The following is a 20,530-nucleotide window of genomic DNA, read 5'->3' as shown; positions in this document are numbered from 1 at the left end:
ATGCTGAGCCCATTGAAATAAATTGGGGATTCCTTTCTATAGTTCCGGTTTTAAAAATTTACCAGTATAGCTATTGTCCAATTTAATGATTTTCTCTGGAGTCCCAGTAAATACAATATTTCCTCCTTCAGTTCCGCCTTCAGGGCCTAAATCTATTAAGTAATCTGCTACTTTGATGACATCCATATTATGTTCGATCACCAAAACAGTATTGCCTTTATCCACCAACTTTTGCAGTACTTCTAAAAGATGTTCTATATCTTGAAAATGGAGTCCTGTTGTGGGTTCATCTAGGATGTAGAAGGTATTTCCGGTATCTTTTTTAGATAGTTCCGTAGCTAATTTTACTCTTTGAGCTTCGCCACCGGAGAGAGTGGTAGCATGTTGTCCCAAAGTGATATAGCCTAAACCTACTTCAGAAAGCGTCTTGATTTTTCTTAGAATTTTAGGTTGGCTTGTAAAAAACTCAACTGCTTGCTCTACTGTCATATCCAAAACATCAGAAATAGATTTTCCCTTAAATCGCACTTCCAAAGTTTCTCGATTGTACCTTTTGCCCTTGCAAGTCTCACAAGGAACGTGCACATCAGGCAAGAAGTCCATCTCGATCAATTTCATACCGGCTCCTTCGCAAGTTTCGCATCTACCGCCTTTTACATTAAAAGAGAACCTACCGGGCTTATACCCTCTAATTTTAGCTTCTGGTAAATTGCTAAATAAGGCGCGAATATCTGTAAAAACTCCAGTGTAAGTTGCCGGATTAGAGCGTGGCGTTCTGCCAATGGGTGATTGATCTACTTCGATGACCTTGTCTAAATGCTCTAAGCCCTTAATGGAATCATGTTCCATTGGGTCTTTTTTAGATCTATAGAATTTTTGGTTTAAAATCGGGTACAGCGTATCATGAATTAAAGTGGACTTTCCGCTGCCGGAAACACCTGTTACGCACATCATAGTCCCTAATGGAAAGTCAACATTTACATTTTTCAGGTTATTTCCTTTGGCTCCATTTAATTGAAGTTTTTTGCCGTTTCCTTTTCTTCTTTCCGTGGGTATTTCAATATTTAATTCCCCTTTCAAATATTTAGCAGTTTTACTGCCTTGTTTTAAAAATTCATCTGGCGTGCCCCCTGCAACAATTTTTCCTCCATGCCTACCTGCTCCTGGCCCAATGTCTAATATAAAGTCGGAAGCCAGCATCATGTCCTTATCATGTTCCACCACCATTACGGTATTTCCCAAATCCCTTAAATCTTGAAGAGCAGCGATGAGCTTAGTATTATCTCTTTGGTGCAAGCCAATGCTAGGTTCATCTAAAATATAGAGAACGCCCACCAGTTGAGTACCAATTTGAGTAGCTAACCTAATTCTTTGCGCTTCTCCACCGGAGAGTGTTTTTAATGGTCGGTCAAGCGATAAATAGTCTAGACCCACATCCAACATAAAGCCCACTCGCTTTCTTATTTCCTTTAAAACTTCTGCACCTATTAGATTTTGCTTTTCAGAAAGTCTTTCCTCAATATTTTCAAACCAATTGCCCAATGCGCTGATGCTCATTAATGCCAATTCGGAGATGTTTTTTCCATCAATCAGGAAATGAAGTGATTCCTTTTTTAATCGCTGACCATTGCAGTCAGGGCATTTTTGGACTACAGTATATTCCTCCAGCCAATCTCGCATTTTATCGGTACCACTTTCTTGCTGCTTCTGTAAAAATTTAATAATGCCTTCAAAGCTAGTGCTCCATTTCGTTCCTGGATACTTCTTCGAATTCACTTCCACTTTAGTTTTGCTTCCAAAGAGCAATACGTTTAAGACGTCCTCCGGAAACTTATCAATCGGTGTGCTGAGGTTAACATCCGTATTCTTTAATATGGCATCTATTTTTTTGAAAATCCATATATCACGATACTCTCCTAAGGGAGCAATTCCTCCTCGGCTTATACTCAATTTCGGATTTGGTATTACCGTTTCCTTCGTAATATTTTCTAGTTCACCCAAGCCTTTACAAGTAGGGCATGCACCATAAGGGGAGTTAAATGAGAAACTATTGGGTGCTGGCTCATCATAAGCTAGACCTGTTTCAGGATCCATGAGATTTTGTGAGAAGTGATGAACATTTCCATCAGTATCTCTGACCATCATTATCCCATTCCCATGTTTTAAAGCAGTTTTAACAGATTGTGTAATACGGTATTTATCTTTTTCATTGACCACAATTCTATCTACCACAATTTCAATATCGTGTGTCTTGTAGCGATCTACCTGCATTCGGGCATCAATTTCTAAAATAACGCCATCCACTCGCGCTTTTGTAAAGCCCATTTTCCGAATTTGTTGGAATAGCTCCCGGTAGTGTCCCTTTCTACCTTTCACCACAGGTGCCAAAATGCTTAGTTTGGCATCAGGAAATTCACCAATTAGATGATCAATAATTTGATCTTCGGTTTGGCGCTGCATTTTCTTACCTGTTTTGTAAGAAACCGCTTCACCAGCACGGGCATAAAGCACTCTTAAAAAGTCATAAATTTCGGTAAGGGTACCTACTGTTGATCGTGGGTTTTTTGAGGTGGTTTTTTGTTCTATGGAAATAACGGGAGAAAGTCCATTGATTTTGTCCACATCAGGGCGTTCCATATTGCCAATAAAAGATCGAGCATAGGCGGAGAAGCTTTCCATATAACGTCTTTGCCCTTCCGCATAAATGGTGTCAAAAGCTAAACTTGATTTCCCACTTCCACTAATTCCAGTCACAACCACTAGTTTATCTCGTGGAATGGAGATGTCAATATTTTTTAGGTTATGTTCCCTAGCACCAATGACTTCAAGATATTCATCCTGACTTGCTGTAGTAGTGTTTTGAACTTTATTTTTGGCTTCTTTCGTTAAACTCATCCTCTGCATTTATAACTTGCTAATTTACAAAATAGCATAGAGGATTGTTTGGTTTTTGTGAAGATAAATTTTGAAATGTGAAAGAGTTAAGGGTGCATTAGCTTTCCTACCAGCACACACGATAGGCCTCTGATAACTTTCTATTTATCAATTTACGGGATATTGACTCTAATATAAATAAAAATTCCATTTGCAAAATGGATGCAGAAGCAGAGATCAAAAGTTTGAAAAAAGAAAATGAACGACTAAAGATATCAAATGGGATTATGTTTGTTTACATTTTGATGTCCTTGGTCATTATGCTTATTAATTATTATTAAGGTGAATGTTGGTATTGCAATACTTATAGAATTCTATATTCTCATATACCGCATTCGTGTAACATGCTTGTTATTTGCTCTTACAGCCATAAGCCACGGTTTTAATCGTGGCTCAATGGAATGCAAAAGAAGCCAAACCGTTTCAATGGTTTTATCATAATAGAAGATTGAGTGTAGTAGTTAGTTTTTACCTTTTACACCAAACCAAACCAAAACCCATCCAATAAGAAAATAAGGAATACTTAGCCATTGCCCCATATTTAAAACCATATCCGCTTCGAAAGCAGATTGGTCAGCTTTTACGAATTCGATAAAAAAACGTGCAGTGAATAACAGAACCAGCATGGATCCAAATATAAATCCTTTTCCAAACTTTTGCTTTTTATCGAACCAGAATAAAACCCCGAATATTAGAAGATAGGAGAGGGCTTCATATAATTGAGCCGGATGTCTTGGGATATTGTCAATGCCTTGAAAAATAAATGCCCAACTGACATTGGAAGGGCTTCCAATGATTTCTGAATTCATTAAATTTCCCAAGCGAATACAAGCGGCAGCCAAAGGAATTACTAAAGCTATGGTATCCAAAATCCACATCTTAGAGATTTTCTCCATCTTCGCATAAATGAGCAATGCGATGATCACTCCAGCACCACCACCGTGGCTTGCTAGTCCTCTATATCCAATGAATTCAAAAGATGGTGAAAATCGAAACGGAAGCAGGATTTCCAGTAAATGATTTTGATAGTAATCCCAGTCATAGAAAATGCAATGTCCCAATCTTGCGCCTATTATAGTGCCTACCACCAAATAAACTGCAAGATTATCGAGTAATTTTACATTTACTTCATCTCTTTTGAAACGCCATTTTACAAACTGATAGCCTAAAACAAAGCCTAACCCAAAGAGTACTGAATACCATCTTAATTGGTAAAAGCCAAAATCTATTAATGTTCCATCGGGGTTCCAGATGATGTAGTTGAGCATTTATTTACTATTTATATGGAATCTAATAATTAATTTCACAAATATTTATCGTTTGGTTCTGAATATCAAACAGATACAAGTTTCTCTCGCATAATTGCCTAATAGGCTCTATTTAATTGTACTTGTCTATTTATACTTTCCTCCAAAGATATAAAAGTCTCCGTTCTTTCAATTCCTTCTATCGGTTGAATGAAGTCGTGTAGTATGTTTTTTAAGTGATTGGTGTCTCTACAAACAATTTTTACAAACATAGAATAAGCTCCAGTGGTATAATGACAATCTACAATTTCAGGAATTGCTTTTAACGCTGCCACTACATCATCGTATAAAGAGCTTTTCTGAAGGTATACACCTAGGAAAGCTGTCACATCTAAGCCTAGTTTAGATAAGTCCACTTGTAGTTGAGAATTCTTAATCAACCCTAGTTTTTCCATTTTTCGCATTCTGACGTGGACAGTTCCAGGAGAAACAAAGACTTCTTCGGCCACTTCTGTGAATGGTCTTCGTGCATCCTGCATAAGAATATTTAATATGGCCAAATCGGTATTATCAAGTTGATAATTTTGCATGTATTTTTAGGGAGTAAATTATTGAGGAAATAATTATATAACGGTAAAAATACGATATACGTATTTATTATCAAATAAAATTAAATAATATGTAACATAATGATGTTTTTATTACCTTTGAAATATCAGAAAGGCAAAAAGTGCCAAATTGATTAAATATTGTAAGGTGATGGAATTGGCAAACATGCCCTCCTGTCTCGGGGGTGGAGAATTGGGATAAAGCTCAGGACTTTCACGATAATTTGCATGGCAGTTTATCGTGGGAACTGCAGCCTAACTGCTCCTTGGAGGTTCGAATCCTCCCCTTACAGCTAAAAGCGAACAAAAGGTTTGTAAAGATTGAAATAATGGATAATTGAAGAGCCCTAAGTCACGAGATAAGGGGCTTTTTAAGTTTTCATTTACTTTGTAAGGTGATGGAATTGGCAAACATGCCCTCCTGTCTCGGGGGTGGAGGTTTGGGATAAAGCTCAGGACTTTCACGATAATTTGCATGGCAGTTTATCGTGGGAACTGCAGCCTAACTGCTCCTTGGAGGTTCGAATCCTCCCCTTACAGCTAAAAGCGAACAAAAGGTTTGTAAAGATTGAAATAATGGATAATTGAAGAGCCCTAAGTCACGAGATAAGGGGCTTTTTAAGTTTTCATTTACTTTGTAAGGTGATGGAATTGGCAAACATGCCCTCCTGTCTCGGGGGTGGAGGTTTGGGATAAAGCGCAGGACTTTCATGATAATTTGCATGGCAGTTTATCGTGGGAACTGTAGCCTAACTGCTCCTTGGAGGTTCGAATCCTCCCCTTACAGCTATTTACCGATATAGGTAAATCCCATTAAAGTTTGCCTTGCTCATATTGCAAGTCTGAACTCCCTGAGCTATAAAATGGAACACTATTTCTTTGGCTTCTTCTATTGGACACTTTTGATAATAAATTTCTTCTTTTACTCCTAGAAGCGATGCTCTCTCAAGAGACGCAATACCAATTTTCCACTCGCGAGCAGAGGCTCCACTTAATTCAATTGTTTGGGTGAATTTATCGATAACGCTAATTTTTTCCACTGTTGCAATATGCATGATTTATTGTTTTATTGTATCGTAAATGTCGCTTATTTAAAGCTGTTTTCAAATTAATTCAATACATTATCGTTTAAGTGCAATGTTTTGGCTACCAATTTGATTTTTGATAGGATAGGTGAGGTAATTTACAGATGTAAGTTTTGGTAGGGCTGTGAATTTTAAGTTGTTCCGTATTTTAGTCAAAGATCAAAATCGATGGATTCACTTCTTCAAAGGAATGACGGTCCTTTCTTGTGTATGGTAATAACTCTAGTCTATACTTCCTCCCTGCGAAGGAAGGAATCTTTTTTTTTATTGAAACTTAGACTCAACAATTTGTATCTATGGGATATATTTTCGGTTTAAATTTTAGTCTTCGAAAATAACCAGGGGTTATTTAAATCTTTAATTAAAATAGTCAGATCCCTGTATGCGCGGGGATGACGCTCTGAATAATGAGGATTGTTTCAAAACTGCAGCAAAAAAAAGAGGCTGATTATTCAGCCTCTTTTTTATTTTCTTGATTGGTGTCTTCCTTGTCTTGGTTTTTCTTTTCCTTCTTATCTTCCTTCTTCTTTTTCTTCGACTTTATAAAGAGTGTTTCACTTTTTCCATCATGATCTGCAATAATGGAATCACCAATTTTTATTTTCTCGTTTAAAATTTCTTCTGCAACTAAGTCTTCTAAATGTTTTTGGATAGCCCTGTTTAATGGTCTCGCACCATATTGCTGGTCATATCCTTTTTTAGATAAGAAGTCTTTCGCTGCATCTGTTAAATCAATATCATAACCTAAAGACAACATTCTATCAAATACCTTCTTTAAAGAAATATCAATGATTTTATGTAAATCTTCTCTTTCAAGATGATTGAAAACAATCACGTCATCCAATCTATTCAAAAATTCAGGACTGAATGCCTTTTTTAGAGCATTTTGAATAGTAGATTTCATTACCTCATTAGAATTATCTGCTTTTGCACTGTTGGCAAATCCGATTCCGGCACCAAAATCTTTCAAGTCACGAACTCCAATGTTGGAGGTCATAATAATGATAGTATTTCTAAAATCTACTCTTCTACCTAATCCATCGGTCAGTATCCCATCATCTAATACTTGTAACAGTAGATTAAATACATCGGGATGTGCTTTTTCAATCTCATCTAAAAGTACAACTGAATAAGGCTTTCTTCTTACTTTTTCGGTTAATTGTCCACCTTCCTCGTAACCAACATAGCCTGGAGGTGCTCCTACCAATCTTGAAACGGAGAATTTTTCCATATATTCACTCATATCGATTCTGATAAGAGCGTCTTCTTTATCAAATAAATAAGTAGAAAGGACTTTTGCCAATTCAGTTTTACCAACGCCTGTCGGTCCCAAGAAAACGAAAGAACCAATTGGTTTTTTTGGATCTTTTAAGCCAATTCTTGTTCTTTGGATTGCTTTAGAAAGTTTTCCAATCGCCTCATCTTGACCGATAACTTGTTTTTTCAAATCATCACCCATTCCCTTAAGTTTTACACTTTCATTCTGTGCAACCCGCTTAGTAGGAACTCCAGTCATCATGGCAATTACTTCCGCTACATTTTCTTCCGTTACGGTATAACGTTTAGCTTTTGTCTCTTCTTCCCATTTGCTTTTTTCAATTTCTAACTCTTCAATGAGTTTCTTTTCTGTATCTCTCAAACGAGCAGCTTCTTCGTATTTCTGACTTCTGACTACCTGATTCTTCTCTTTTTTGATGTCTTCAATTGAGGCTTCAAGTTTTACAATAGAATCTGGGACATGAATGTTATTCAGATGTACTCTTGCACCTGCTTCATCCATTACATCTATGGCTTTATCTGGTAAAAATCTGTCAGATATATATCGATCACTAAGTTTTACACATGATTCAATTGCTTCATCCGTAAAATTAACATTGTGGTGATCTTCATATTTATCTTTAATGTTCATCAAGATTTCTCTCGTTTCTTCAGGGGAGGTAGCATCTACCATTACCATTTGGAAACGTCTTGCCAAGGCGCCATCTTTTTCAATATATTGACGATACTCGTCTAATGTTGTAGCACCAATACATTGTATTTCACCTCTTGCCAATGCAGGTTTAAACATATTACTGGCGTCTAAAGATCCAGAGGCTCCGCCTGCACCCACTATAGTATGCAATTCATCAATGAATAAGATTACATTAGGAGATTTCTCCAACTCATTCATTACTGCTTTCATTCTTTCTTCAAACTGCCCTCGGTATTTAGTTCCTGCCACCAAAGATGCCAAGTCTAAGGTCACTACTCTTTTACCAAAAAGAACTCTAGAAACTTTTCTTTGGACAATTCTCAAGGCCAAACCTTCAGCGATCGCAGTTTTACCAACACCTGGCTCACCAATTAAAATCGGGTTATTTTTCTTTCTTCTTGATAAAATTTGGGCAACGCGCTCAATTTCTTTTTCACGGCCTACTATAGGATCTAATTTATCTTCTTCCGCCATTTTGGTCAAATCACGTCCGAAATTGTCCAGAACAGGAGTTTTGGATTTTTCGCTTGTTTTAGATCCACCAGCTCCTCCACCGCTAGTTTCCCTTGAACCACTGCCAAATATTTTCCCTGAGTCCTCATCGCTATCATCCGTATCGGAAGAAGCCATAGGGTTTTGGGTTTGATATTCTAAGAGCTCCTTAATGACATCGTAATTCACATCAAATTTCTCCATCACTTGAGAAGCTATATTATCTTCATCTCTCAATATGGATAATAATAGATGTTCGGTGCCGATTAATTGACTTTTAAAAATTTTAGCCTCCAAATAAGTGATTTTTAATACTTTCTCGGATTGCTTTGTCAACGGTATATTGGCAAGGTTTTTTACATTATTTGTCGCGGTGCCTCTTGTGCTTCTTTCTAATTCCCCTCGAAGTTCATCGAGCGAAACGCCTAACTTTTTCAAAAGACTGATCGCCACGCCTTCTCCTTCTCTTACCATTCCTAATAACAAATGCTCTGTACCAATATAGTCATGGCCTAATCTTAGAGCCTCCTCTCGGCTCAAAGAAATTACCTCTTTAACTCTGTTTGAAAATTTTGCTTCCATATGCTTACTGCTCGATATTCTATACTCATGCCCTAAGACATGTTTAAATGTAACTATTATAAAAACTAAATAAAAAACCTAAGGTTTAATTTATTTGAAAATTGACTGCTGAATGACATTTTTCGCATTTGGTCCTTCGTTCATCAACAAATCTATAACACTTAAGTTCGGTTCAAAATTGTTGCCAAAACTTTGACCATATGCTGTAGATTTATAAAGTCGTTCTAAATAATCAGGTTTCTTAGGGTGTATTAACGATCTGGCATCCATAACGTTTTCCGAAATATTTTTCTTGTAGCTGACGCTTTCGACTATTTCTATTTTTTGAGTTGTGATTTTAAGACAGATTGTCAGTAAATCTAAATTGAGATCCCATAAAAAAATATAGTTGTTTTTATATATTGGATGAAATTCATCAGCAAAATATTCGAAAAAAGGTGATTTTCCATAGCAGGTCTTAATACTCCTCCAATGCTTTTTACTCCAGCTTTGACTGTTATCTATTTTTATATCACGGGTCTTTATTTTTTTATTAGCACCTTGTAGAGGGACTGTTAAAATTTCAATTTGTTGAGAAGAAAGTAAGTGGCAACGGTTTCTATACGTTTGTTTTTCAAAAAATTCATTTGCTTCTAAAATAAGTTTTTCTTTGCCTTCCAGATTTGAAAAAAAAGCGATGGAAGGTAAATATTGCAATTCTATTAAAATTGAATCCTGCATTAATTTTTATTTCCAAATACTATAAAATAACTTCTCCCAATCCTTCTCTCACAATTTCTGCCGGTTCTGTAGTGCAATCTATTACCGTTGAAGGTGTATTGTGACCATAACCGCCATCGATAACCACATCCACCATACTTTTAAAGTTCTCATATATTTCTTCGGGGTCTGTTGGGTATTCCACTATATCATCCTCTCTAAGTGATGTGCTGATCAAAGGGTTACCCAAAGCTTTAACTATAGCAGTGGGAATTTTATTATTGGGAATTCTAATTCCGACTGTTTTCTTATTGGCGTTTACGATTTTGGGTACATTACTATTGGCAGGCAAGATAAAAGTAAAGGGCCCAGGAAGATTTTTCTTCATCAACTTAAATGTAGGAGTTGATAAATTTTTAACATAATCGGAAATGTGGCTCATGTCCTCGCAAATGAATGACAGATTTATTTTTCCAGGTTTAATTCCTTTCACCCAACATAATTTGTCAATAGCTTTTCTATTTGTTAAATCACAACCTAAACCGTAGATAGTATCTGTAGGATAAATAATTACTCCCCCATTTTTCAAGATGTCAACTATCTGTTGGATTTTTCTAGGATCGGGATTTTCTTCGTATAATTTGATTAATTCTGCTGCCATACACAATATTAATCAATTTGAAATTAATTAGAATAGTTCAAGCCTAAACAAAATCCTTAAATTTGCACTTTCAAATATGTGAAATAAAAATTTTATGAACAGGAATAAATTTCTAATTGGCTTTGTGGTAGTATTCTCCATCCTGCTGACTTCTTTTGTTTTCTACTTTTATCAAGTTTTTTTCTCTGAAAATATTCTAGTGGAAAAAGGCGATGAGGTCATTGTGATTGAAGAAGATATGAATTTTCAGGATTTACAAGATATCGTTTATGAAAGAGGTATTGTCAATGATATGCTCTCCTTTAGTTTTGTTGCCAAGCTTTTGGATTATCAAGAAAATATGAAGCCTGGGCTTTATTTGATGAGAAAAGATATGACCAATCTTCAGGCGGTGAGAATGCTAAGAGCGGGAGAACAGACACCAACAACTACGACTTTCAATAATGTTCGTCTCAAGTCGGATTTAGCAGGAAAAATAACAGATAATTTGCAAGCCGATTCAGTTGCGTTCTTAGGATTGTTAAATAATGATTCTTTAATCAATGCTTATGGATTTACTCAAGAAAATATTTTAAGCATGTTTATTCCTAATACCTATGAGGTTTACTACACCATTTCTGAGCAAGGTTTATTTGATAAAATGTATGCAGAGTATCAGCGATTTTGGACTGAAGAACGAAAGCGCAAAGCAAAGGCTCTTAGACTTTCCCCAACAGAAGTGAGTGCATTGGCTTCAATTGTGCAGGCGGAAACCGTGCAAGCGGATGAAAGACCAAAAGTTGCAGGAGTCTATTTGAATAGATTAGATAGAAATATGAGACTGCAAGCAGATCCAGCATTGGTTTATGCTGTTGGTGATTTTACTATTAAACGGGTACTGAATATTCATAAAGAAGTTGACTCTCCTTATAATTTATATAAATACAATGGATTGCCCCCGGGCCCAATTAATTTACCAGAAATTGAATCGATAGATGCGGTCTTAAATCCTGAGGAGCATAACTATCTTTATTTTTGTGCAAAACCTGATTTTTCAGGCTATCATGCTTTTGCCACTAACTTAAGGCAGCATAATATTAATGCGAGAGCCTATCAGAATGAATTAAACCGATCAAGAATTTATAAATAATTTATGTATCAATTTGAACATAAAATACGAGTTCGTTACGCTGAGACCGACCAAATGGGCTATGTGTATTATGGAAATTATGCTACATATTTCGAAGTAGCAAGAGCAGAATCGATAAGAAATTTAGGGTTGTCATATCGGGAAATTGAGGAAGAAGGGGTTATTATGCCCGTTTTGGAAAACTATTCAAAATATTTGCGACCAGCTCGCTATGATGATGAATTGACTATTAAATTATCTATTCCAAAATTACCTGACGCAAGGATTCGATATGAATATGAAGTTTTTAAAGAGGAGAAGTTGATCCATAAGGGCTTCACAGTTTTGGTTTTTGTGGATAGAAAAACGGGCAAACCTTGTCAAATGCCTGAAATTTTAACTAAAATTATACATCCTTTTTTCGAATGAAGTTTAAGTACCTAAGAATCATAATGTCCATTGGCTTTTTGAGAAGTATCATTCACTTCTTAAAAAGAAAGCGATTGAAAAGGAGTGGAGTTTCTTATTTCAATTTAATTAAGATTTTTATTGATGAATTAAGTGATCATAATTTGATAGAAAGAGCCAATAATGTAGCCTTTCAATTTACCTTGGCAATTTTTCCGGCTATTATATTCTTGTTCACGCTCATTCCTTATTTGCCAATCGAAAACTTAAACCAGGAAGTGATGGGCTTGCTAGAAGAGACCATGCCTCAATCGGTTTTCGAAGTGGCACAATCCACGATTGATGATATTTTGTCGAAGTCCAGAGGTGACTTGCTATCTGTCGGTTTCATATTTGCCCTATACTTTGCAACCAATGGTACTAGTGCATTAATGACAGCTTTTAATCAGACCTACAGGACAAAGGACAGTCGAGGTTTTATTAAAGCTAAAGCGATTGCTATAGGCCTTACTTTTTTATTAGCCTTTGTTTTAGTTGCTTCCATAGTGCTACTGATTGTAGCGCAACAAGCCATTTACATTCTTGAAGATTTCGGTATTATAAGTGATAGTTTCGAAGTCTATATTTTCATCGGACTCAGGTTTTTAGTGATATTCTTTTTGTTTCAAATTGCGATTTCTGTGATTTATTACTGGGCACCTGCCATTCATAAAAGATGGCATTTTTTCAATCCGGGTTCTATATTAGCCACCTTTTTAAGTCTGGCAGCTTCTTTTGGTTTTTCTTTTTATGTCAACAATTTCGGAACTTATAATAAGCTCTATGGTTCTATCGGTGCCTTGATAGCCATTATGATTTGGTTCTCATTTTTGTCCTTGTTTTTAATCATAGGTTTGGAGTTGAATGTGAGTTTGGAGAAGGCAAAGGAAAATAAATTCCATCGGCTGTAATTTTTTTTAAGATTCAGTTTGCACAAAAAATAAATTAGCATACATTTGCAGTCCGATTTGAGCAAATCAAATCATTCTGACAATCTAGAGGCGTGGCAGAGTGGTCGATCGCGTTGGTCTTGAAAACCAATGTACCGCGAGGTACCGGGGGTTCGAATCCCTCCGCCTCTGCAATTACCGAACCCTGATAGTGGAAACTATCAGGGTTTTTTTAAGCTCAAAAAACTATTTTCTTTTTAGAATAAATCGAATAGGAATTACTTTCCTAGACCTAACGGCTCTTCCCCTTTGTTTTGCAGGCACCCAGTCTGGGGAATTTTCTACTACCATTACTGCCAATTCATCGCATCCGCCTCCAATACCTTTTACAGCTTCCACTTGGGTGATATCGCCATCTTTTTCGACTACAAATTGTATATAAACTACTCCGTCAATATTCATTCTGGCTGCGGTAGCAGGATAGTTGTCTGCAAGCTGACTGGCTACGTAAGCATAAAAGGCCTTAACTCCTCCAACAGGCTCTGCAGCCTGCTCTACTATCATGAATATCTTATCCGCCTCTTCCTCAGGTTGATCAGCATCTAAGTCATCCTCGAAATTAAGCTGAACAATTTTGGTGTCTTGGTTCATTTCAATATCTATATTTAGCTCCAAATCCTCTATGACTAGTTCTTCGTTAGCCACTTCAATAATTTCTGGCAGCTGTATTTTTGGAGGCGGAGGAGGTGGTTGAGTGGTCGGAGGGATCTCCATTATTTCATTTGTTTTTTGCTTGACTTCGCCTAGATCCACCGCACCAATGCTATCAAATGATTTGTACTGAAATACAGCAAAGACAAGAGAAATGGAAACCATTAATCCGAGATTAAGAAAGACATTTCTAAAGCGATATATGTCAACTGCCGGGTTTTTCTTGAGTTCCATGAGTCCTATATTTAAAGATTAATAAGCCCCAACACTTGAGGCTTTACTTTCCATACTTAAAATACGAATATTAGGACTGCTGGTCAATTAAATAACTGATATTTAGATGATTACGGAAGTAAATCATCTATTTCACTGATCTAAGTCATAAATTCTGTTTATAATCTGGGCTGATTGAATAGTAAAAAATTGTAATCATTTTCCAAGATCAAGGAATCAAAAAGCTATATGAGATAATTCTCATCACGAATTTTAGATTGCGTTTTAGTATAATTTGCTTATTCTTGCCCAATCAGAATCAGGTCCTCTTGCGGATTTGTCAGATATTCAGCGCCATTTTCTGTAATCACTACCATTTCTTCAACGGAAATCGTTTTTTCACCGCTTTCAATTTCCCAAGCGTAGAAGCCATCATAAGCGAATACCATTTAAGCGGTTTTAGTGCTGTTTCTGACGGAATGATGCCTTCTTGGCCTCCACCTATGGACGGGCCAACATCATGAGCGACATATCCAACTGGGTGGCCAGTACTCCACGGGACAGACAGAGAACCGTTTTCCTTCATCCATTGCCGCTGTAATTGGTCCAATTCATAGCCAGAGATGCCTGGTTTCATATTTTCAAATACGATTCGGTGGCCTCTTTTGGCCACGTCCCAGTATTGTTGAATGTTTTCTGGAGCTTTTTCTTCATCCTCTTTCAGCACATATGCAAATCTTTGGATATCAGTCACCCAAATCCCATAAACTTTGATGCCGAAGTCTGTTTGAATGACATCTCCAGGCATGATGACTTTGTCAGTTGCATGAGAATGGCCGCGATCTGGACCAGAGTTCACATTAGGATTTTGTTCAGGGTTCCAGCCGTCTTCAAAACCGTATGTCTTTATTTTTTCATTTAAGAAATCCGCTACTTCTGCGTCTGTTGTTTTTCCTGGCACAATGGTCTTGTAAGCTTCAAGCTCCCACTGAGCGGTTATTTCCGCTGCTTTTCGCAGTATTTCAACTTCCTCGGGTAGTTTAATAGAAAGCCATTCATAAACCAATGCTTCAGAAGAAATTAGTTTTTCTTCCCATTCTTGCCCAAAGCTATTTGTCAATTTTTGATATTGGCTGTGGCTTAGACCATCTGCTGTAGAATTACTGCTACTCGTATTGATAGCGATTTTATTGGGACTGATTTCTTTTACAAAATCCGTTGCTAATTTGAATACATCTTGCCCTCTTGAAACGCTTATGATGCTGTCATGAAGTCCTAATTCAGTTAATGCAGTTACCTCTCCGAATGAGGAGAATACAGCAGAATTAAGCTCGTCCCCTTTTTTATAGAAGAGGTAGAAAGAAGTGCCACCCGCATTCTCACCTCCAATATGAATGGCCATTGGGTCATTATTGTTTTCTCTGCAAATGACTATCCAAGCTTCAACTTCTGCTCTTTCCATAGCAGAAGGCAATAATTCTTGGATTCGCTTCTTCCGGATTTCGGGCCAGGGATTTTTGCTAGTAAAATGGTTTTCAAAGGCTTCTGTTTGCTTGTCTTCTGTCGGTTTTTGTTTGCAAGAAAAAACTGTTGTAAGTATGAGTAGGAATAGTAGTAGAGTGTTTTTCATCAGCAATCACTTTATATTTTTTATAAGCAATTTACACTTTTATTTCATTTGCATTAAAAAGCCCTCATCATTTCTGAAAAGGGCTTGTCAATTGTAAAGTCAGTATTTTAAAAACCTGACAGGTTTAATATCTTCAATACAGAATTACTTGGCGTAAGATACGGACCTCATTTCACGGATGACCGTTACTTTTATCTGTCCTGGATATTGCATGTCTTTTTCTATTTTTTGAGAGATGTCAAATGACAACTGCCCCGCTTTTTGATCGGTTACATTTTCAGCATCTACCATCACTCGCAATTCACGACCTGCTTGGATTGCATAGCATTTGTTGACGCCATCAAAAGTCAATGCAAGCTCTTCAAGCTCTTTTAATCTTTTGATGTAACTATCCATGATTTCTCTCCTAGCACCCGGTCTTGCGCCTGAAATGGCATCACAAGCTTGAACAATAGGGGATATTAAAGAAGTCATCTCAATTTCATCATGATGGGCTCCAATCGCATTTAAAACATCTGGGTGCTCTTTAAATCTTTTGGCAAACTCCATTCCTAGAATAGCGTGCGGTTGCTCTGGTTCTTCTGGCCAAACTTTTCCAATATCATGCAATAAACCAGCTCTTTTGGCCAACTTAGGATTTAAACCTAATTCAGAAGCCATGGTCGCACACATATTAGCCACTTCTCGTGAATGTTGTAACAAGTTTTGTCCGTATGATGATCGGAATCTCAATCGACCTACCATCTTGATTAATTCAGGATGTAAACCATGTATCCCTAAATCGATCACGGTTCTTTCACCAATTTCCACGATTTCCTCATCTATGTTCTTGCTAGTCTTATTAACAATCTCTTCGATTCTGGCAGGATGAATCCTTCCGTCTTGAACAAGTCTATGGAGCGATAGTCTTGCGATCTCTCTTCTTACAGGATCAAAACCTGATATGATGATTGCTTCAGGTGTATCATCTACTATGATTTCCACCCCCGTAGCAGCTTCTAATGCACGAATATTTCGTCCTTCTCTACCAATGATTTTACCCTTGATATCGTCACTTTCTATATTGAAAATAGAGACGCAGTTTTCAACAGCATGTTCGGTGGCAGTTCTTTGTATAGTGGAGATTACTATTTTCTTTGCTTCTTTGGTAGCGGAAAGTTTAGCTTCCTCCATGATATCTTTAATCAGTGAAGATGCTTTGGTTTCTGCTTCATCTTTAAGGGTTTCAATCAGTTGCTCACGAGCCTCATCCGCGGTGAGGTTAGCCGCTTTTTCTAAAATATTGACTTGCTGCTCACGTACCTTTTCAAGTTCTTCTTTTCGCTTGCCGATTACTTCAAGCTGTGCATTTAGATTTTCTTGAAGTTTTTGGGTTTCGTGTTCTTTTCTTTTAAAGTGCTCGATGTCCTTCGATAGATTTTGCTCTCTTTGTTTGAGCTTATTTTCATTCGCAGCCATTTGGCTTTTCCGTTGCCCTACCTCATCTTCGAAATCAGATTTCTTCTTCAAAAAATGCTCTTTTGCTTCAAGCATTTTATCTTTTTTAGTGTTCTCGGCATTTACTTCAGCCTCACGAACAATTAAAGCGGCTTTATCCTGCGCTTCTTTTTCGAGCTTACTAAGGAGGCTTTTTTGAGCAATTTTGCTAAGCAAAAACCCCAAAAGCAGTCCTACTACCCCTGAAATGATTATGTATATAGTTCCCATTTTACTTATTATTTAGTGGGAAGTGATGATGTGACTACAGAACTAAAAATGAATTACAACGAAGTTTGAAATCGATTATCAACCCAATCTTGATTGGATTTAACTTCTTCATGTAATTGCCAAATTGGCTCTGTTTCTCTGGATGGAAGGGACTAGATTGATTGATTAATTAAGTGTTCAATAGATTTTATTTTATTTATAACCGATTCGTCATTGCTTTGTAAGTCGTCTTCAATGCCAAATCTGTCAACAATAGCATCAAAAGCTACCATTGAAAGCAAGTCCTGCTTATCATCAATCCCGAATTTTTCTCTATAAGATTTCAATCGTTCATTGATTAATTTACCGGCTCTTCTTACTCTTTCCTCTTCTTCCGCTCTCACTGTCATGGGATATTCCCTGTCAGCAATTTTGATCTTGATTGAAAGTTCTCTCATAAACCGGTTTATCTATTATCTTGTTAAATGCAAGATGCATTTATCAATCTCTTTAATGTAATCGTCAATTTTTCCCTTCATTTCAGAAGCCTCCACTTCATTCTTCCCAATACTTCCTACAATTTTACTAATTTTATCTTGATTTTGAAAGTCGTTAATTTTCTCGTCTTTTAGTTTTAAAACAGCTTTCAATTCTTCATTTTCAGCTTTCAAGCTCCTCAATTCATTTTTAGCATTTTGAAAATCATTCAAAAGCAATTGAACCTTTCGCTCTAGGGCATTTAATTCATTATGTGTAGCTGCCTGATTCATTTTTATTTTCTGATTACTGCTCCGATTTCGTTTTCAAAAGCTTTCATCAGTTTTTCCATTGTTTTATCTATAATTTTATCTGTCAATGTTTTTGTTTTGTCTTGCAAGGTGAAGGATAAAGCATAAGCTTTTTTTCCTTCTTCGATTTTATCTCCTTGATAAACATCAAATACATCAATGTTACTGATTAAGTACTGCGCTTGTTTCAAGCTGATCTTCTTAATTTCATCATACGAAACTTGTTCATCTATCACGAGCGATAAATCCCTTTTTACTTCAGGGTATTTACTCACTGCCTCAAATTGGATATTTGTATTAACCATTTTTAGTAACACTTCCCAATTGATATTAGCATAGAAAACATCTTGCTTTAATCCGCTCAATTTCAGTGCTTTTTTACTTAATTTACCCAGCTCAGCAACTGATTTTTGCTTGATTTTTAACTTCAAGCCATAGTCGAAGCAATCGTTATGAAATTCTTCATTTTCAATACTTTCCGCATTAAATTTATTGAAAATTTTTAGAACTGCCGAATAGAGATCATGAAATTTTACAGATTCATTTTTTCGAATCCAATTTTCAGATTCGTTTTTCCCCGTCAGATAAATCCCAAGGCGCATTTCTTCTTTATATTTGGAATTAATTTTTTTATAAACTTTTCCAAATTCATAGAATTTTAAGTCATTTTGTCTGCGATTGATGTTATAAGCTAAAACATCCATGGCGGTAAACAGCAAGTCTTGTCTCATTACGCCCAGATCTTCGCTGAGTTTGTTAAGCATTTCAACATTTTCTTCTGGATTGAATCCGTCCAACTGTTGGCTAAATACCGGTTTTGTTAAAGAGTTGGTCATTATTTCCTGAAATGCATTGGCCGTCAGGAGCAAGCCAGCTTCTTTTCTCATTTTAACTGGATCGACTTCCGGGAAACTAGCCATGTAACTGCTGGAAAGCGTTTCGGGCAAATCAATATTGTTAAAACCGTAGATTCGTATGATTTCTTCAATCACATCCGCTTCGCGGGTAACATCTACTCGGTAAGGTGGTACTATGGCTTTAAATCCATTTTCTGTTTTATCAGTGGTTTCAATATCCAATCGATTGAGAATAGTATGGATTTCATTCTGCTCCAGTTTTTTTCCTATCAATCGGTCGATGTTTTTATATTTCATTAAAACCTCTCTGTCTGGAATAGCTACAGGATACTCATCCTGAACCTGACTGCTGATCTGGCCTCCTGCCACTTCCTGAATTAAAAGAGCGGCTCTCTTAAGGGCATAAACGGTTATATTAGGGTCTGTCCCTCTTTCGTATCGAAAGGAAGCATCGGTTTTTAATTGGTGATGTTGTGATGTTTTTCGTACGCTATCGGCTGAGAAATATGCTGATTCCAAAAATACATTTGTGGTGTGATCTTGAACTCCGGAATCTATCCCGCCAAAAACTCCTGCTATACATAGTGGATTGGAATCTCCGTCACAAATCATTAAATCTTTAGCGGATAATTTTCTTTCTTTTTCATCCAAAGTGATAAATTTACTGCCCTCCTTTAAATTTTTGACCTTGATTGTGTGGCCTGAAATCTTATCAGCATTGAAAGCATGCAAGGGTTGGCCTAATTCGTGCATCACAAAATTAGTAACATCCACTACATTATTGATAGGCTGTAAGCCAATACTTTTTAAAGCATTTTGCAACCAGTCCGGACTTGGAGCAACTTTAACATTAGATATGCTTAAACCAGAATATCTTGGACAAGCTTCTTGGTTTTCTACTTTTATTTCTATCGTAAGGTCTTGATTGTCCACTTTGAAATCCAGAACTGAAGGGAAATGGACTTCTTCTCCAGTTACGGCTTTGATGTCTCTTGCAGCTCCGATGTGACCCATCGCATCAGCACGGTTAGGTGTTAAGCCAATTTCATAGACGATATCAGATTCTATATTAAAATATTCTGCTGCCGGAGTGCCATTTGCTTTATCAGTATTCAATACCATTATGCCATTATGGCTTGCACCCATACCAATTTCATCTTCAGCGCATATCATCCCCATGCTGACCTCTCCACGGATTTTGGATTTCTTGATTTTGAAAGGCTCATCAGGATTGGGATATAGGGTAGAATTGACTGTGGCGACCACTACTTTTTGACCTGCTGCTACATTCGGAGCACCGCAAACGATTTGTACTGGTTCTTCTTCGCCAATATCAACTGTCGTAATGCTCAGTTTATCCGCATTTGGATGTTTGCTGCACGTCTTTACTTCTCCAATTACCAATCCCTTTAATCCACCAGGTATGGTTTCAATCTCTTCCATTCCTTCAACCTCTAGACCAGTGTTGGTCAGGGTTTCTGAAAGTTCTACAGGAGATTGGGTAATATTTATATAGTTCTTTAACCAGTTTAAAGCTATCTTCATTGCTGTATTTTTATACTTCTGTTTTAACAAACACGGGTTCTTAAAAAGCCCATTTTATTTTTCAAAAACAAAATTAAAGAAATGATTGATAAGGAGAATGAATAATTACGCTTATTCGTAATTTTTCCTGTTTTATTTGTTGTCTCAATCTATGGGACACCCCCCTGCTCCCCCCCTCAAGGGGGGAGTGCGCTCAGATGCACTTTTGTTTTTTAATTTGATTCTGATTAGTGTACTTTTTGTATTTGAGGGTTAAACTCTAATGAAAATAGTGATGATCACTATGCTGTACCGCTAAATGAAATCCGTGAGATTGTCCCCTTGAGGGGACTTTAAGGGTGTCGGTTGGAAACAGGAAATACTGTTGCATTAGAA

Annotated in this window: 16 protein-coding genes and 1 tRNA gene; 4 read left to right on the top strand and 13 right to left on the bottom strand. The window is 36.9% G+C overall.

Annotated elements, in window-relative coordinates:
* Window positions 1-36 precede the first annotated feature (36 nt).
* The 7 genes from uvrA to AAC601_RS16655 form a co-directional block, all read right to left on the bottom strand.
* Complete coding sequence (gene uvrA / locus AAC601_RS16685) at window positions 37-2,895, bottom strand: excinuclease ABC subunit UvrA (RefSeq protein WP_340153887.1); 2,859 nt, start codon at window positions 2,893-2,895, stop codon at window positions 37-39.
* A gap of 500 nt (window positions 2,896-3,395) precedes the next feature.
* Window positions 3,396-4,202 carry a prolipoprotein diacylglyceryl transferase gene (gene lgt, locus AAC601_RS16680; RefSeq protein WP_303270783.1) on the bottom strand — a complete coding sequence of 269 codons (807 nt, stop codon included), beginning with the start codon at window positions 4,200-4,202 and terminating at the stop codon, window positions 3,396-3,398.
* 98 nt (window positions 4,203-4,300) lie between these two features.
* Window positions 4,301-4,771, bottom strand: coding sequence for an Lrp/AsnC ligand binding domain-containing protein (locus AAC601_RS16675; RefSeq protein ID WP_303270782.1), 471 nt, complete (start codon window positions 4,769-4,771; stop codon window positions 4,301-4,303).
* An 809-nt stretch (window positions 4,772-5,580) separates the two neighbouring features.
* Window positions 5,581-5,844, bottom strand: coding sequence for a hypothetical protein (locus AAC601_RS16670; RefSeq protein WP_303270781.1), 264 nt, complete (start codon window positions 5,842-5,844; stop codon window positions 5,581-5,583).
* A gap of 478 nt (window positions 5,845-6,322) precedes the next feature.
* Window positions 6,323-8,920 (bottom strand): ATP-dependent Clp protease ATP-binding subunit, encoded by a 2,598-nt coding sequence (locus AAC601_RS16665; RefSeq protein ID WP_303270780.1) that lies wholly within the window; start codon window positions 8,918-8,920, stop codon window positions 6,323-6,325.
* A gap of 90 nt (window positions 8,921-9,010) precedes the next feature.
* Entirely contained in the window at window positions 9,011-9,640 is a 630-nt protein-coding gene (locus tag AAC601_RS16660; protein ID WP_340153886.1) for a WbqC family protein, read from the bottom strand.
* 19 nt (window positions 9,641-9,659) lie between these two features.
* On the bottom strand, window positions 9,660-10,280 hold the full coding sequence (locus tag AAC601_RS16655; RefSeq protein WP_303270778.1) for an L-threonylcarbamoyladenylate synthase: 621 nt from the start codon (window positions 10,278-10,280) through the stop codon (window positions 9,660-9,662).
* 94 nt (window positions 10,281-10,374) lie between these two features.
* Here AAC601_RS16655 and mltG point away from each other — a divergent pair, with 94 nt between their 5' ends.
* The 4 genes from mltG to AAC601_RS16635 all read left to right on the top strand — a co-directional run bounded on the left by mltG (window position 10,375) and on the right by AAC601_RS16635 (window position 12,917).
* Window positions 10,375-11,409, top strand: a complete 1,035-nt coding sequence (gene mltG, locus AAC601_RS16650; RefSeq protein ID WP_303270777.1) for an endolytic transglycosylase MltG — start codon at window positions 10,375-10,377, stop codon at window positions 11,407-11,409.
* Between the two features lie 3 nt (window positions 11,410-11,412).
* Window positions 11,413-11,817: a thioesterase family protein gene (locus AAC601_RS16645; protein ID WP_303270775.1), complete on the top strand. Its 405-nt coding sequence runs from the start codon at window positions 11,413-11,415 to the stop codon at window positions 11,815-11,817.
* Window positions 11,814-12,746, top strand: a complete 933-nt coding sequence (locus tag AAC601_RS16640; protein WP_303270774.1) for a YihY/virulence factor BrkB family protein — start codon at window positions 11,814-11,816, stop codon at window positions 12,744-12,746. Before AAC601_RS16645 ends, AAC601_RS16640 begins: the two co-directional genes overlap by 4 nt.
* 86 nt (window positions 12,747-12,832) lie before the next feature.
* A tRNA-Ser gene (locus AAC601_RS16635) sits at window positions 12,833-12,917 on the top strand.
* 54 nt (window positions 12,918-12,971) lie between these two features.
* Here AAC601_RS16635 and AAC601_RS16630 read toward each other — a convergent pair.
* From AAC601_RS16630 to pheT, 6 genes are all read right to left on the bottom strand, one after another.
* Window positions 12,972-13,670, bottom strand: coding sequence for an energy transducer TonB (locus tag AAC601_RS16630; protein ID WP_340153885.1), 699 nt, complete (start codon window positions 13,668-13,670; stop codon window positions 12,972-12,974).
* Window positions 13,671-14,019: 349 nt separating this feature from the next.
* Window positions 14,020-15,279, bottom strand: a complete 1,260-nt coding sequence (locus tag AAC601_RS16625; RefSeq protein WP_340153884.1) for a M24 family metallopeptidase — start codon at window positions 15,277-15,279, stop codon at window positions 14,020-14,022.
* 144 nt (window positions 15,280-15,423) lie between these two features.
* Window positions 15,424-16,986, bottom strand: a complete 1,563-nt coding sequence (rny, locus tag AAC601_RS16620) for a ribonuclease Y (protein ID WP_340153883.1) — start codon at window positions 16,984-16,986, stop codon at window positions 15,424-15,426.
* A 152-nt stretch (window positions 16,987-17,138) separates the two neighbouring features.
* The gene (locus AAC601_RS16615; RefSeq protein WP_303270770.1) at window positions 17,139-17,423 is read right to left on the bottom strand and encodes a cell division protein ZapA; all 285 of its coding nucleotides are present in this window, start codon (window positions 17,421-17,423) and stop codon (window positions 17,139-17,141) included.
* Window positions 17,424-17,438: 15 nt separating this feature from the next.
* Window positions 17,439-17,735, bottom strand: a complete 297-nt coding sequence (locus AAC601_RS16610) for a hypothetical protein (RefSeq protein WP_303270769.1) — start codon at window positions 17,733-17,735, stop codon at window positions 17,439-17,441.
* Between the two features lie 2 nt (window positions 17,736-17,737).
* On the bottom strand, window positions 17,738-20,155 hold the full coding sequence (pheT, locus tag AAC601_RS16605; RefSeq protein WP_340153882.1) for a phenylalanine--tRNA ligase subunit beta: 2,418 nt from the start codon (window positions 20,153-20,155) through the stop codon (window positions 17,738-17,740).
* Window positions 20,156-20,530: the final 375 nt, after the last annotated feature.

It is taken from the genome of uncultured Marivirga sp. (assembly GCF_963974845.1).
Classification (GTDB): Bacteria; Bacteroidota; Bacteroidia; order Cytophagales; family Cyclobacteriaceae; genus Marivirga; species Marivirga harenae.
The sequence above is the reverse complement of the archived record's forward strand: the minus strand, read 5'-3'. Positions and strand labels throughout refer to the sequence as shown.